Genomic DNA, 13,466 nt, shown 5'->3' with positions numbered 1-13,466 from the left:
TTGGCGTGAGCACGATGGCCTTCAACCTGAACGGTTTCAACTTCAACCAGTCGATCCTCGATGGCCAAGGCCGCGTGATCAACACCTGGGCTGATGTGCTGAACCGCGCTGGTCTGGGTATGGAAGTGATGCACGAGCGCAATGCTCACAACTTCCCGCTTGACCTGGCATCTGCAGAAGCCACCCCTGTGGCACTGACCGCCCCTGCAATCGGCTGATGCAAGCGGTGGGTCATTCGTGGCCCACCACCTGCTTCAATGCATCGATAGCAAATGAAGCCTCCGCCTTGGCGGGGGCTTTTTTTTGGCTACCGCAAGCGAGGAGGGCAATACGTTGGACCATTAACACTGAGTGCTCTCCATGCTCTTGTACAGGGAATGAGCAAACCATGATCCAACGCCGGCCGCTGGCTTGGCCAGAATTCAGTGAGGAGTCATTCTTCCCCCAGTCTTCGCCGACTATTGTTCCGGCAACCTGAAAGCCGTAGTCGCATCAATCAGTGGAGCCTGACTTCGGTTTGATTCTCCGCCGGTTCAGGTTAGAAATCCCCTTCACTGCTGACGGTTGATCCGGAGCTTGGTCCTGAAGTGATCAACAGGGTGCATCACTTGTCAGGTTGGCAAAGACCCCACGTTATTCAACATCCACTCAGGGCTCGGACGAAAGATCCATCCAGAGCGCGAAGAAAGCCGGTGATCGGACTTGAACCGACGACCTACTGATTACGAATCAGTTGCTCTACCACTGAGCTACACCGGCAGCTTGATTAAATTAGCATTGAGAGGTTCCGCGGGTTTCCGGACCATGCCCACAACACGGCCCAAACCCACGTCTCTGGATCCAGAGTTGCGAGAACGGCTGCTGGCGGAAGCCAAGGCACCTTGGAAAGGGCTGCGACGTGCCCTGTGGTTTGCTCTCACCGCCTCTGGAGCGATCGGCCTGGCTGTTATGGCGATGCGCTTATCCGCCGGCTCAGAGGTGGCTTCAGGTGACCTGCTCATCCAGCTCGGTGCCTTCTTCGGCTTCGGGCTGCTGCTTTGGCGCGACCGCTGAGACGCTGGGGTATTGCGCCTGGGGTTGGCTGCTCTGTAGCGGGCTGAGCGGATCGGGGAGCAGCAGGGGCAACCCAAGGCTCAACCTCTCCCGCCCCAGTAGTTCAGGAGTCATGGCAGGGGTACCTGCTACCTGCTCAGGGCTGCGAGTAAGCAGCCAGACGGCCTGGATCAGCTGCTGCCCCTGCCAGACCAAAATGGCCAGAAGTGGCACGGTCAGCAGGATCGTGATCAGCCGGGAAGCTTCTGGCAGCGGAGCGATGGCCGCCATTTGGGCGGAGAGCAGATCAAGTCGCCAGATTGCCGGCAGCAACAGCACTGACCAGGCCGTCGCCAGCAGGCGAACGGGCAGCGGCGATTGAAGGGCACTCAGCCGCCTCTGGCTCTCGCGGCGGCCGCGTGCCGGAGTCTGAAGCAACAGTATCGACCAGCAATCCGCCGGCCGCTGCCAGAGCAGCACGGTCGGCAGCAAGGCTCCAAGAGCCCAGAGCAACAGCCGCTCGATCGCTGGAACCGGACCGGGATCGGCGCCCGAGAGGAGCAACGCCACGGCAAGCAGCTCAGCTGGGATGGCTGCCAATCCGAGGAGTTGCAGCCAGAGCAGGGGTTCGCTGCGCGGGTTCACATCAGGTGCTGAGGCTGCGGCGTTGGGTGACCAGCTTGTAAGCAATCACACGATCACCGTCCTGCCAGTTGGCGAAGCGATCGCAACCGATGCCGCACTCGAAGCCCGTGGCCACCTCCTTGACGTCGTCCTTGTTGCGACGCAGAGAATCGAGATCGCCTTCGAACACCACCTGCTTATTGCGCTGGATTCGAACCTTGCAGTTGCGCTGCAACTTGCCGCTGGTGACGTAGCAACCCGCCACGGCGCTCTTGCCGATGGTGAACACCGCGCGCACCTCCGCTTCGCCGAGGGGCTCTTCCACCATCTCCGGCTCCAGCAGGCCCTCCATGGCCAGCTGGATGTCCTCCAGAAGCTTGTAGATCACGTCGTAGTCGCGAACGTCGACGCCATTGGCATCAGCGGCCCGCTTGGCACCCGAGGCCATCGAGGTGTTGAAGCCGACGATCACGGCACCCGAGGCGGCCGCCAGATCAACGTCGGTTTCGGTTATCTCTCCAGGGGCGGAGAGCAGCACGCGCACCTGCACCTCGCCCTGGGGAAGCTGTTCGAGCGAGCCGAGAATCGCCTCGACGCTGCCCTGAACATCGGCCTTGAGGATGAGGTTGAGCTCCTTGAGCTCCCCTTCGCTGGCCTGTCCTGACATCGATGCCAAGGAGACTCGCCGGGAGGCCATCTGCTGGGCCAGGCGAGTGGCACGGGCTTCGTTGGCCCGATCCCCCACCACCGAGCGTGCGGTCTTCTCGTCGGTGTAGACCTCGAATTCATCCCCGGCGGTGGGCACCTCGCTGAAGCCGAGGGCTTCGACAGCCGAGGAAGGACCAGCGGTCTTGACCCGCTTGCCGGAGTCGTCGACCATGGCGCGCACCTTGCCGAGCACAGGCCCTGCTGCCAGCACATCGCCGGCCTTGAGGGTTCCGTTCTGGATCAGCAGGGTGGCCACGGGACCCTTGGCCTTGTCGAGGTGAGCCTCGATCACGGTGCCCTTCGCCATCCGGTCCGGGTTGGCCTGGAGGTCTTCGACCTCAGTCACCAGCAGGATCATCTCCAGCAATTTGTCGATGTTCTCTCCTTTGGTGGCACTCACCGGCACCATCACGGTGTTGCCACCCCAGTCTTCGGAGACGAGATCCAGAGCTGAAAGCTCCTGCTTGACCCGCTCGGGCTGGGCGCCATCTTTGTCGATCTTGTTGATCGCCACGATGATTGGCACTTCTGCCGCCCTGGCGTGGCTGATGGCCTCCAGGGTCTGGGGCCTGACGCCGTCATCGGCGGCCACCACAAGCACGGCCACGTCTGTGACCTTGGTGCCCCTGGCGCGCATGGCGGTGAAGGCTTCGTGGCCCGGGGTGTCGAGGAAGGTGATGCGACGGCTTTCACCGGAGTGGGAAATGTTGACCTGATAGGCGCCGATGTGCTGGGTGATGCCGCCGGCTTCCCCTGCCGCCACCCGCGTCTTGCGAATGGCATCGAGCAGGCTGGTCTTGCCGTGGTCGACGTGGCCCATCACCGTGACCACCGGTGGACGCCGGATCAGGTGAGCGAGATCGCTGTCTTCGATCATCTCCACCGTCTTCTTGGCGGCCTCCTCCACGTCGTCCTGGAGGACGGGTACGCCGAATTCGTCGGAGACCGTTTCGATGGTTGAGAGATCGAGGGTCTGGGTGACCGTGGCGATGATCCCCTTGAAGAAGAGGGATTTGATGATCTCGGAGCTCTCCACGCCCAGGCGGTCGGCCAACTCCTGAACCGTGAGGTTTCCCTCGGGCACGATCAGCATCTCGGGCCGGGTGGCCTTCGCTTCACGGGCGGCGCGCAGTTCCATGGCGCGGCGCCTCTGCCGCTGGCGGGTGGTTTCCTTCTTGCGCTTGCGCATCGCCACCACGGGCTTGGCGCCCGGTGTGGCGGGACGGGTGCGCGGCTTGGCCGGCCGGGCCAGGCTGGCCTGGAGCACCATCGCCTCGTGTTCGCCGGCGAAGCCGCCGGTTTCAGCGGTGAGTGCATCATCGTTCTCGCCGATGATGTGAACCTTCTGGCGCTGCTTCTGCGGCGACTTGCTGCGCAGGGCCTCCAGCTTGGCGCTGTCGTCCCATTCGGGCCGTCGTGCTCTGCCAGGCCCTGCGGCCTGGGGTGTACGGAAGGCCGGTTTACGAGGGGCTGACGGCGGAGTGGCGGTGGGACGCGCGGCTTCAGGGCTGGTTTCGCTGCGCTCCGGCCGCCTGGGGGGTGCTGCGACCGGGCGGCTGCCGGGTTTCTGGAGCTGCATCAGCTCGCCGGGGGCCACCGGCTTCCGCATGCCCTGAGGCATGCCAGGTCGCACAGGAGCTCCTGGGCGGCTGGTGCCTCCTGGGCCGGCTGCGTCACGGCGGATCGGTTTGCCCACCAGTTCCAGTGGGCTGCGGGCCTGGGTGGGTCGTCCCACCTGCGGAGTTGGTCGCTGAGGGGCACCAGCCGGCCGTTGACTCAGGGCTGGGCGGCCCGAAGGAGGTGCTGGACGGTTACTCGTGACGGGCTGGCCTGGCTGGGGTCGACCCACCAGTTGCGGACGGCCGACACCGGAGGCGCTGGTCGAGCGCACCGGAGCCGGGGCTCCGGGCCTTTGGGGAGACGCCGCCGGCCGGGAAGGGGCAGGCGCACTGCCCCTGGGTACGGGGCGGGGGCTGGTGGCGGGACGGGGACTGGTCGCTGCGGCCGCATCGGGCTTGCGCACCTGGGGCGGCTCGGGCTTGCTTACCGGAGGGGCAGGCGGGCGGCTCGGGGCACTCGCCGGCTTGGCTGGACCAGCAGCGATCGGCGTGGGCTTCGGCGGAGAACTCGGCCGGGCTGGTGCGGCCGCGGTGGGGGCTTGATTGGCCTGGGGCACCACTTTCCTGACTACAGGCAGCTGGGTGGCCGGTGGGGTGGGAGCCGCCGGTTTCGGTGCGGCTGTGGCAGGGGCCTGGGCCACGATCTCCGGCCTGGGGGCCGGCTTGACGATGGTGGGCCTGGCGGCCTGGGCAGGCGCAGGGGCAGAAGGCTTCTGGGGGCTACTCGCCGGTCTGACGGCCGGCTTCGGCTTGGCGGCACCTGCAGGACTGGCTGGGGCGGCCACCGCCGCCGGGGCGGCCTTTTTGAGGGAAAGGATGGCCTTGGCCGGTTCGCTGGCTGGTGGCGTTGGCCGGACGGGCTGGCTCGCTGGGGCCCCGCCGCCGTTGGCGGGGGCGCTGATCAGGCTGCGGATGCGCTCGGCCTCCCCATCGCTGATGGAGCTGCTGTGGCTCTTGACCGCAATGGACAGCTTCTCGGCGGCATCGAGCACGTCCTTGTTCTCCAGGCCCAAGTCCCGGGACAGCTCATAAATTCTGACTTTGCCGCTGCTGGTCATTCAGGTCTCCGATCGGTCGGGGCACCGTGTGCCGCCGAGCCCCACGCGCGGTGCGGCCACTGTTCATCTTGCCTCAGAGGCTGCATGGAGTGGCTCTCTCAGCCGTTCCTCCAGCGCCGTGTAGATGGAATCCGACACTTGACAGCGCAAGGAGCGCTGCAGGCGTTTGCGGCGCCTGGCGTCCTCGATGCAGGTGGTCGTGGGACAGACATAGGCCGAACGGCCCATGGCCCTTGTCTTGGGCCCCTCGAGCACGACCCCATCGCCGTACTGGCGGATGATCCGCCAGAGCAGGCTGCGATCGCGCCGTTCCCGGCAGGACACGCAGCGCCGCAGGACGACCTCCCCGCTCACCGCAGTTCAACAGCGGCTTCTTCATCCGGCTCTGCTGCGGCTGGATCGGTTGTCTCAGCCGGCAGGGCCTCGCTCTGCGCTGCGGGTTCGGCCTCGTAGTCATATTCGGCCTCCTCAAGTGCGGCATCGCCGTCGTAGCCCTCCTCGTCTTCGGGCAGTGGGTAGAGCTCACGCAGGCGAGCATCCTCCTCGGCTCGTGCGGTCTGCTCCACAGCCAGTCGGGCTTCGGCCTCGGCCTGCTGCCGCTCGTCCTCCTCGCGCAGGGCGATCAGCTCTGCAGCCCGCGCGTCCTCACTGGCCTGGTCGTAGTCGGCGGCATTCTTGATGTCGATCTTCCAGCCGGTGAGACGTGCCGCCAGGCGCACGTTCTGGCCCTCGCGGCCGATCGCCAGGCTGAGCTGGTCGGGTGGTACGAGCACGTGGGCGTGCTGCCCTACAGGGTCAACCAGTCGAACCATCTCGACACGGGCGGGACTGAGCGAATTGGCCAGGTACTGACCTGGATCGGGCGACCAGCGAATCACGTCGATCTTCTCGCCGCGCAGCTCGTTGACCACCTGCTGGATGCGGGAGCCACGGGCGCCGATGCAGGCACCAACTGGGTCAACTTCACGCTCGACGCTGTCGACAGCAACCTTGGTGCGCGGGCCTACTGCCCGCGAGGGAGGATTGGCTTCACGTGCGACAGCCACGATCCGCACCGAACCTTCCTGAATCTCCGGCACTTCGTTCTCGAACAGATACACCACCAGACCGGCATTCGCCCGGGAAACGAACAGCTGCGGCCCGCGGCGGGCCACCTCACTCACTTCCTTGAGAAAGACCTTAAAGGTGGCGTTTGCCCGATAGTTGTCGTTGGGTAGCTGATCCCGCCGCGGCAGTTCCGCTTCCACCTCAGGCCGTCCCAAGCCTGAACTCACGCCCATGATCACCGACTGGCGCTCGAAGCGGATCACCCGGGCGGTGAGCACGGGGTCTTCGAGATCGGCGAACTCCTCCTGGATCATCCGGCGCTGCTGGTCACGCAGCTTCTGGGCCAGCACCTGCTTGGTGGTCGAGGCGGCCATGCGGCCGAAGTCGTCCTTCTCGGGAGTGACATCCAGCACCACGGTGTCTCCGATCTGGGCGTCCTCGGCCACCTGTTGCACCTCGGCGAGGGCGATCTGGTGGTCCTCGCTCTCCACCTCTTCCACGATGATCTTGCTGGCCAGCACCCGGTAGCCCTCCTCGTCGAGGTCGAGGGCCACATCGAAGTTGCTGAAATAGTCCTCCTCGAAGGGGTCTTCACTGATGCCCAGGTAAAGAGTGCGTCGATAGCGCTCGTAGCCTTTGAGCAGGGCCTCGCGCAAGGCCGCCTCCACCACCTGCGTGGGAAGCTTCTTCTCCTCACTGATGTCCTCGATCAGGTTCTGCAGACCGGGGAGGAGAACGAGTGCCATCGGATCAAAAGGGGGGTTGAGGGGTGTAGGGAGCAGAAGCTGGTCAATCTGTGGCTGGGGTGACCAGGCGAACGGAGATCACATCAAGGCGGGGGATCCGACTGATGCGGCCGCGCACATTGAGCTGGAGGTTCTCCTCATCCCTCTCCAGCAGCAGGCCATCGCGAGTGGTCTCCAGGCCCTGGCCATCTCGGAAACGCACCGATACGGGGAAGCCGCGAAAACTGCGGAAATCGCGGTCCTCGGAGAGCTCCTCGCCGATCCCAGGGCTGCTGACCTCCAGAACATAGGCCTGGGGCATCAGCTCACTGGCTTCAACAGCCTCGCCGAGCACACCGCTGAAGGCAGCGCAGTCGTCGAGGTTGACGTCCCGTCCGTCGGCGTGACGGATCTGGATCACCAGAGTGAGCGGCAGCCGGTGGGCCTGAATCTCCACACCGTTCACTGCCAGCCCCGAAGCCTCGGCGAGAGGGGTGACCAGAAGCTCCAGATCGGGGATGAGTGGATGGGACACCGGCGGGGCTGGAGAGCGGGTCGGACGCCCGACCGGCCACTGCAGAGAACTGCTCCTGGCTTCGAGGTAGGCCTGAGGCCAGCACTCCAAAGATCAGGGTGATGCCCGCCGGGCATGAAATCGAGCTTACAAGCCGGCACGTCAGACCCTGGAACCAACCGGCTCAGGCCTGAGGGGTGGCCCCGCCCGGGGCGTCAAACAGACCCAAGCTGGGGGCCTCCCCGTAGAAGTCGTCGGCGCCGACCTCACCACGGAGCGCCTGGTCCTGGTTGAGACAGCGTTGGGGTTCTCTGACGTACTGGCAGACCCTGGCCCAGAGCTTGGCGCGGGTTCCAGGGGCCCCTTGGCTGAAGATCACCTGGTCCTGGCCGCCCACCATGCCTTGGATCTCCACTTGGCAGAGGGCACATCGCACACGGGTGCCTGGGGGGATCGAGGCCATGGGCTGGCAGCGCTGTTGCGGCAACTTAGGCTGAAGTCCCCGATCCGTGGCTCCTTCTGTTGCGACCCCTTCAAGAGCGGGGCCACACCAGCCAGCCGGATTCGGAGGCCTCGGCCTCAGGCACCGATCCGCTCAGGGTGCTGCAGCTCAGTGATCCCCATCTGCTGCGCCAGGGACATGGTCGCTACAGGGGCCGCACCCCCCTCGCTCAGTTGCGCCATGGCCTGGAGCAGGCCCTCGCAGCCCTGGACGTTTCTCCGGATCTGCTGCTGATCAGCGGTGATCTCTGCCAGGACGAGAGCTGGGGGGGCTATGTCCAGCTCCGGAACCTGCTCACCGAATCGGGCCTGCCCCTGGCCCTGCTGCCGGGAAACCACGATCATCCAATGCTGTTGCAGGCGGTCATGGGGCGTCATGCCGTGCTGGCGCCAGCGGAGCTGCGACTGGGCCCCTGGCGATTGCTGCTGCTCTCGAGCCACCGCAGTGGTGACTGCGGTGGCTGGCTGGGCACCGGCCAACTGGCCTGGCTGCGGCAGCGCCTGCTGCAGGAGAGTTCCCTAACACTGATAGCTGTCCATCATCCGCCTCTGCGGATCGGTGACCCCGGCTTTGATGCCATCAGCCTGCGTGATGGGGCCGAGCTGGCCAGGATCCTCACCGAGGCTTGCTCACCTGCCCTCCTGCTCTGCGGCCATGTCCACCAGCACTGGCAGGGCTGGCTTGGCGCAGAGCCGGGTATTCCCGTGATGGCCTGTCCCTCGACGCTCTGTGCCTTTGGGGCGGTGCAACCCTGCCCGCTGGGGCGCTGTGATGATCCCGGCGGCCGGCTGCTGGAGCTGTATCACGACGGCAGCTGGAGCCAGCGGCTGCTGCGCTGGTCGCCCTGGCCTGAGACAGCGGCAGCCGATCCAGCGACCTAGCCTCAGCTCCATGCGCAGACCCGCTTACTCCCTTTTCCTCGGTACAGCTCAGGCCCCGCGCAGATGCTGGAACAGCTGTGGCCGCTTGCTGGCGCTGCTGCTGGTGATCTGCCTGACCCTGGGGCTGCCCGCCCGCACCACGGCGCTCACCCCTGAGCTGCCCCAAGCTGCAGATCCGGCCAGTGTTTCGCCGCCAGCGTCCGCGCCGGCCCACAGTTTCGTCGCCGAGGCGGCCCGGCGGGCAAGTCCGTCCGTGGTGCGCATCGACACCGAGCGGGAGGTGCCCCGCCAGGCCTTCGATCCGGCCATGCTTGACCCGCTGCTGCGTGATCTCTTCGGTGATCCGGCCGGCAGCAGCCGTGAGCGAGGTCAGGGCTCCGGTGTGGTGATCGACGCCGATGGGCTGGTGCTCACCAATGCCCACGTGGTTGATCGGGTCGATCAGGTGGACGTCACCCTCGCCGATGGCCGCCAGCTCGACGGCACTGTGGTGGGGGCCGACCCTGTGACCGATCTGGCGGTGGTGCGCATCGATGCCCCGCGTGGCATGCAGGCCGCACCCCTGGGAAACTCCGAAGCCCTCGAGGTGGGCGACTGGGCCATTGCCCTGGGCAGCCCCTATGGCCTGGAGCGCACTGTCACGCTTGGCATCGTCAGCAGCTTGCACCGCAATATCAACAGTCTTGGTTTCGCCGACAAGCGGCTCGACCTGATTCAGACCGATGCCGCCATCAACCCGGGCAATTCCGGTGGGCCGCTGATCAATGCGGCCGGTGAAGTGATCGGCATCAACACCCTGGTGCGTTCCGGCCCCGGTGCCGGCCTCGGCTTTGCGATTCCGATCAACCTGGCCCGGGGTGTGGCTGATCAGCTGCGCACCGGCGCTGATGTAATCCACCCGTATCTGGGCCTGCAGCTGGTGCCGCTCACGGCCCGCCGCGCCCGCGAGAACAACCGAGACCCGGAAGCGGTGCTGCAGCTACCTGAGCGCGACGGTGCCCTTGTGCAGCGGGTGCTCCAGGGCAGTCCGGCTGAATCCGCCGGTCTCCGGCGTGGTGATCTGGTGGTGGCGGCCGCCGATCAGCCTGTGGCCGATCCTGCGGCCCTTCTGCAGCGAGTCGAGGCCTCCAGGGTCGGCGAAGCCCTGCCCCTCAAGGTGGTGCGGGGCAACCGGGAACTTCAGCTCTCGATCAAGCCCGCTGCGCTGCCAAGAGCGTCCTGACCTGCCAAGCGCCACCTGGGTTCTGCAGGAGCTCAGTCTTCAGCTTGCTACGGTCGCTCACCCTCTTTTCCACCCCCCATGGCCGAGCTGCAGGATCGGATGAAGCTGGCCGTGGCGACAGCTGCTGTTGATCAGGTCCGCGATGGCATGGTGCTCGGTCTTGGCTCCGGCTCCACCGCCGCCCTGATGATCAAGGAACTCGGCGCCCGCCTGCAACGGGGTGAACTCTCGGGCATCACTGGTGTGACCACCTCATTTCAGGGCGAGGTGCTCGCCGCTGAGCTGGGCATTCCCCTGCAGAGCCTCAATGCCGTTTCCCGCATCGACCTGGCGATCGACGGCGCCGATGAGGTCGACCCCTCCTTTCAGTTGATCAAGGGTGGTGGGGCCTGCCATGTGCAGGAGAAGTTGGTGGCCCGCCGGGCCGACCGCTTCGTGGTGGTGGTGGATTCCAGCAAGTTGGTGAAGCGTCTCAATCTGGAGTTCCTTCTGCCGGTGGAGGTGCTTCCCGGCGCCTGGCGCCAGGTGAAGGCGGAACTGGAGGAGATGGGCGGCAAGGGTGAGCTGCGGATGGCTGTGCGCAAGGCAGGCCCGGTGGTCACCGATCAGGGAAATCTGGTGCTTGATCTCAAGTGGGCCGGCGGCATCGCCGATCCAGCGGGCCTGGAGCAGGCGATCAACAACCTGCCGGGGGTGCTTGAGAACGGGCTGTTCGTTGGCCTCACCGACCAGGTGCTTGTAGGCGAGATTGTCGACGGGGAGCCCCGGGTGCGGGATCTGGAGCGGGCCTGACAAACAGGCTGAGTCGCTCAGTAGCTCAGTCGAGCCGGCGGCGTACCGAATCGGCGTGGCTGTGCAGGCCCTCGCTGTTGGCCAGGGTGATCACTGCGGGTCCTGTTGCTTCGAGGGCCTGGCGGTTGAAGGCGATCAGGCTGGTGTGACGCATGAACGTTTCCACACTCAGGGCGCCGGAAAAACGGGCAGTGCCTGAGGTGGGCAGGGTGTGGTTGGGACCCGCCAGGTAGTCGCCCACTGCCTCGGGGCTCCAAGCGCCGATGAAGATGGCACCGGCGTTCTCGATCCGCCCGGCCAGGGGCTCGGGCCGCTCCACCAGCAGCTCGAGATGCTCGGGCGCGAAGTGGTCACTCAGCCGAGCGGCGTCCTCAAGAGAAGGACAGAGCACGATCAGACCCCAGTCTTCCAGGGCGGCACGGCAGAGATCCGCCCGGGGGTGGTGGCGCAGCTGCTGCTCCAGAGCCCTGGGCACAGCCGCTGCCAGGGCAGCGCTGGTGGTGAGCAGGACCGCCGCCGCCAATGGGTCGTGCTCGGCCTGGGCCAGGAGATCGGCGGCCACATGATCAGGATTGGCGCTGTGGTCTGCAATCACGAGCACCTCGCTGGGGCCAGCCAGGGAGTCGATGGCCACCTGGCCGTACACGGCCTTTTTGGCCAGGGTCACGTAGAGGTTGCCCGGTCCGCTGATTACATCCACCCGCGGGATCGATTCGGTGCCGTAGGCCAGGGCTGCAATGGCCTGGGCCCCGCCGACCCGATAGACCTCCTCAACCCCGGCAAGGTGGGCTGCAGCGAGCACTGTGGGGTCGGGTTGCCCCTGGGGACCCGGGGGAGTCACCATCACCACCCGCTTGACCCCGGCCACCCGGGCGGGAACGGCGTTCATCAGGACGGTGCTGGGGTAAGAGGCCCGTCCTCCTGGCACGTACAGCCCCGCTCTGGCCACCGGACGCCAGCGCCGCCCAAGGCGTTCGCCATGCACGCCCGTCACCTCCAGATCACTGGGCTTCTGACGCTGATGGAAGTCGAGGATGCGCCTGTGGGCCAGCTCCAGGGCGCTGCGCAGGTCAGAGGAGCAGGCCTTCCAGGCCCGGGCCAGATCTTCCCGCGGCAGGCGCAGGGGATCGGGGCGGATGCCGTCGAACTGTTCGCTCAGCTCGAGAAGGGCGTGGTCGCCCTGTTGCTTCACCTGCTCGATGATGGCCTCCACCCTGGCGGCGGCCTCCTGGCTGGCGCTGCCGCTGGTGCGGCCGGCGATGCGCCCGAGCCTGGCCTCGGCCGCATCGAGATCCTCCAGGAAGTCGATGGCAAGGGCTGGTGCGGTGTCGCTCAGGGTGTTCGGCACGGGGAAAGGCGGTGGCGGAAGACGGCGCCGGGTTGTCAGTTTCCCAGGCTAGGGCTGGTCGCCAGGGTGGCGAGCTTGTGAGGGTAAGATCGACAACTGCTGAATCAGCGCTGAACCCGCCTGTGGCCAATAACAAGTCTTCGAAGAAACGCATCCTGACTGCCGAGCGCAACTGGTTGCAGAACCGCACCTACAAGTCGGCGGTGCGCACCTTGATGAAGCGTTGCTTCACGGCCGTGACCGCCTACAGCCAGGAGCCCGGCGAGGACAACAAGACTGCTGTCCAGAACAGCCTCAATGCTGCCTTCAGCAAGATCGACAAGGCCGTCAAGCGCGGCGTGATTCACCAAAACACAGGGGCCAACCAGAAGTCGCGGCTCAGCACCGCCGTCAAGCAGGCCATCGAGCCCGTTGCCGGTAACGCCTGAGCGGCTCGCCGCCCCCATGACCGTCAACACCACCTCCGCCGTGGCCACTGCGCTTCCGGCGCTGGTTGATTCCCACTGTCACGTGGTGTTCAGCGCCTTTGAGCCCGACCTGGACGCGGTAGCGCAGCGCTGGCGTGACGCCGGGGTGGTGTCCCTATTGCATGCCTGTGTGGAGCCTTCTCAGATTGCTCCGATCCGGGCCCTGGCAGATCGCTTCCCTGAGCTGCGCTATTCGGTGGGAGTTCATCCTCTCGATAGCCAGAGCTGGGACGCCGGCACTCAATCTGTATTGCGCCAGGCCGCTCTCGACGACGAGCGGGTGGTTGCCATCGGTGAGCTGGGCCTGGATCTCTTTCGCGACTCCAATCTCCAGAGCCAGTTGTTGGTCCTGGGCCCCCAGCTCGATCTGGCGGTGGAGCTGGATCTGCCGGTGATCATCCATTGCCGCGATGCCGCTGCGCCGATGCTGCAGGAGTTACGCCAGCGTCAGGCCAAGGGTCGTTGCCCACGGGGCGTGATGCACTGCTGGGGCGGCACCCCCCAGGAGATGGAGGCGTTTCTGGAGCTGGGGCTGTACATCAGCTTCAGTGGAACGGTCACCTTTGCCAAGGCATTCGACACCCATCTCTGTGCCCAACAGGTTCCGGCCGATCGTTACCTGGTGGAAACCGACTGCCCCTTCCTGGCACCGGTTCCTCGCCGCGGTAAACGCAACGAGCCCGCCTTTGTGGCCTCTGTAGCCAACCGGGTGGCGGAGCTCAGGGGCGAAACATTGGAGCAGGTGGCAGCCGACTCAACTGCAAATGCGGTACGCCTGTTCGGGCTTCCCGGACCATCCGCACTCAATAGTGTATGATGTTTTATTGGACCGGTAGCGCGAGCGCACCTTTGTCGAGTTCGGCAATTCTGATTCGAGATTCATCGGCGTGAACATGGCAGGGTTTCTCCCTTCCCCCGGGGATTCCT

Annotated in this window: 13 protein-coding genes, 1 tRNA gene and 1 pseudogene; 7 read left to right on the top strand and 8 right to left on the bottom strand. The window is 65.6% G+C overall.

The annotated features are described in order from the left end of the window. A pseudogene (locus tag CJZ82_RS05630) lies at nt 1-218 on the top strand (photosystem II q(b) protein); the annotation flags it as partial. Between the two features lie 469 nt (nt 219-687). On the opposite strand, the gene CJZ82_RS05625 reads toward CJZ82_RS05630, so the two are convergent. Next, nucleotides 688-759 (bottom strand) — tRNA-Thr (locus tag CJZ82_RS05625). 45 nt (nt 760-804) lie between these two features. Between CJZ82_RS05625 and CJZ82_RS19530 the strand changes: the two genes are divergently transcribed. Next, complete coding sequence (locus CJZ82_RS19530) at nt 805-1,053, top strand: DUF3493 domain-containing protein (RefSeq protein WP_094554804.1); 249 nt, start codon at nt 805-807, stop codon at nt 1,051-1,053. Here CJZ82_RS19530 and CJZ82_RS05615 read toward each other — a convergent pair. The 6 genes from CJZ82_RS05615 to CJZ82_RS05590 all read right to left on the bottom strand — a co-directional run bounded on the left by CJZ82_RS05615 (nt 985) and on the right by CJZ82_RS05590 (nt 7,790). Next, nucleotides 985-1,677, bottom strand: a complete 693-nt coding sequence (locus CJZ82_RS05615; protein ID WP_094554803.1) for a low-complexity tail membrane protein — start codon at nt 1,675-1,677, stop codon at nt 985-987. The two genes, CJZ82_RS19530 and CJZ82_RS05615, sit on opposite strands and share 69 nt — an antisense overlap. A gap of 1 nt (nt 1,678) precedes the next feature. After that, nucleotides 1,679-5,041: a translation initiation factor IF-2 gene (gene infB, locus CJZ82_RS05610; RefSeq protein WP_094554802.1), complete on the bottom strand. Its 3,363-nt coding sequence runs from the start codon at nt 5,039-5,041 to the stop codon at nt 1,679-1,681. Nucleotides 5,042-5,104: 63 nt separating this feature from the next. Then, on the bottom strand, nt 5,105-5,395 hold the full coding sequence (locus tag CJZ82_RS05605) for a YlxR family protein (RefSeq protein WP_198949670.1): 291 nt from the start codon (nt 5,393-5,395) through the stop codon (nt 5,105-5,107). Continuing rightward, nucleotides 5,392-6,834, bottom strand: coding sequence for a transcription termination factor NusA (gene nusA, locus CJZ82_RS05600; RefSeq protein WP_094554801.1), 1,443 nt, complete (start codon nt 6,832-6,834; stop codon nt 5,392-5,394). Before nusA ends, CJZ82_RS05605 begins: the two co-directional genes overlap by 4 nt. A gap of 43 nt (nt 6,835-6,877) precedes the next feature. After that, complete coding sequence (gene rimP, locus CJZ82_RS05595; protein ID WP_094554836.1) at nt 6,878-7,348, bottom strand: ribosome maturation factor RimP; 471 nt, start codon at nt 7,346-7,348, stop codon at nt 6,878-6,880. Between the two features lie 163 nt (nt 7,349-7,511). Then, nucleotides 7,512-7,790: a hypothetical protein gene (locus tag CJZ82_RS05590; protein ID WP_094554800.1), complete on the bottom strand. Its 279-nt coding sequence runs from the start codon at nt 7,788-7,790 to the stop codon at nt 7,512-7,514. A 137-nt stretch (nt 7,791-7,927) separates the two neighbouring features. Between CJZ82_RS05590 and CJZ82_RS05585 the strand changes: the two genes are divergently transcribed. The 3 genes from CJZ82_RS05585 to rpiA all read left to right on the top strand — a co-directional run bounded on the left by CJZ82_RS05585 (nt 7,928) and on the right by rpiA (nt 10,724). Next, nucleotides 7,928-8,710: a metallophosphoesterase gene (locus tag CJZ82_RS05585; protein ID WP_094554835.1), complete on the top strand. Its 783-nt coding sequence runs from the start codon at nt 7,928-7,930 to the stop codon at nt 8,708-8,710. Between the two features lie 10 nt (nt 8,711-8,720). Beyond that, entirely contained in the window at nt 8,721-9,932 is a 1,212-nt protein-coding gene (locus CJZ82_RS05580) for a trypsin-like peptidase domain-containing protein (RefSeq protein ID WP_233130066.1), read from the top strand. A gap of 78 nt (nt 9,933-10,010) precedes the next feature. Continuing rightward, entirely contained in the window at nt 10,011-10,724 is a 714-nt protein-coding gene (rpiA, locus tag CJZ82_RS05575) for a ribose-5-phosphate isomerase RpiA (RefSeq protein ID WP_094554799.1), read from the top strand. 25 nt (nt 10,725-10,749) lie between these two features. Here the strand turns inward: rpiA and hisD are convergent, their stop codons facing one another. Further along, entirely contained in the window at nt 10,750-12,072 is a 1,323-nt protein-coding gene (gene hisD / locus CJZ82_RS05570) for a histidinol dehydrogenase (protein ID WP_094554798.1), read from the bottom strand. A gap of 122 nt (nt 12,073-12,194) precedes the next feature. On the opposite strand from hisD, the gene rpsT reads away from it, so the two are divergent. Continuing rightward, the gene (gene rpsT, locus CJZ82_RS05565; RefSeq protein ID WP_094554797.1) at nt 12,195-12,500 is read left to right on the top strand and encodes a 30S ribosomal protein S20; all 306 of its coding nucleotides are present in this window, start codon (nt 12,195-12,197) and stop codon (nt 12,498-12,500) included. A gap of 16 nt (nt 12,501-12,516) precedes the next feature. Next, nucleotides 12,517-13,356 carry a TatD family hydrolase gene (locus CJZ82_RS05560; protein ID WP_094554796.1) on the top strand — a complete coding sequence of 280 codons (840 nt, stop codon included), beginning with the start codon at nt 12,517-12,519 and terminating at the stop codon, nt 13,354-13,356. The last annotated feature ends 110 nt before the right edge of the window (nt 13,357-13,466 follow it).

It is taken from the genome of Synechococcus sp. 1G10, assembly GCF_002252625.1.
Lineage (GTDB): Bacteria > Cyanobacteriota > Cyanobacteriia > PCC-6307 > Cyanobiaceae > Regnicoccus_A.
This window is presented reverse-complemented; position numbering and strand designations above follow the sequence as displayed.

What these genes read in the sequence shown, in the direction of transcription:
- CJZ82_RS05580 (WP_233130066.1), top strand. Translation starts at nt 8,721, where the DNA reads ATGCGCAGACCCGCTTACTCCCTTTTCCTCGGTACAGCTCAGGCCCCG.
- rpiA (WP_094554799.1), top strand. Translation starts at nt 10,011, where the DNA reads ATGGCCGAGCTGCAGGATCGGATGAAGCTGGCCGTGGCGACAGCTGCT.
- nusA (WP_094554801.1), bottom strand. Translation starts at nt 6,834, where the DNA reads ATGGCACTCGTTCTCCTCCCCGGTCTGCAGAACCTGATCGAGGACATC.
- CJZ82_RS05560 (WP_094554796.1), top strand. Translation starts at nt 12,517, where the DNA reads ATGACCGTCAACACCACCTCCGCCGTGGCCACTGCGCTTCCGGCGCTG.
- CJZ82_RS05590 (WP_094554800.1), bottom strand. Translation starts at nt 7,790, where the DNA reads ATGGCCTCGATCCCCCCAGGCACCCGTGTGCGATGTGCCCTCTGCCAA.
- CJZ82_RS19530 (WP_094554804.1), top strand. Translation starts at nt 805, where the DNA reads ATGCCCACAACACGGCCCAAACCCACGTCTCTGGATCCAGAGTTGCGA.
- infB (WP_094554802.1), bottom strand. Translation starts at nt 5,041, where the DNA reads ATGACCAGCAGCGGCAAAGTCAGAATTTATGAGCTGTCCCGGGACTTG.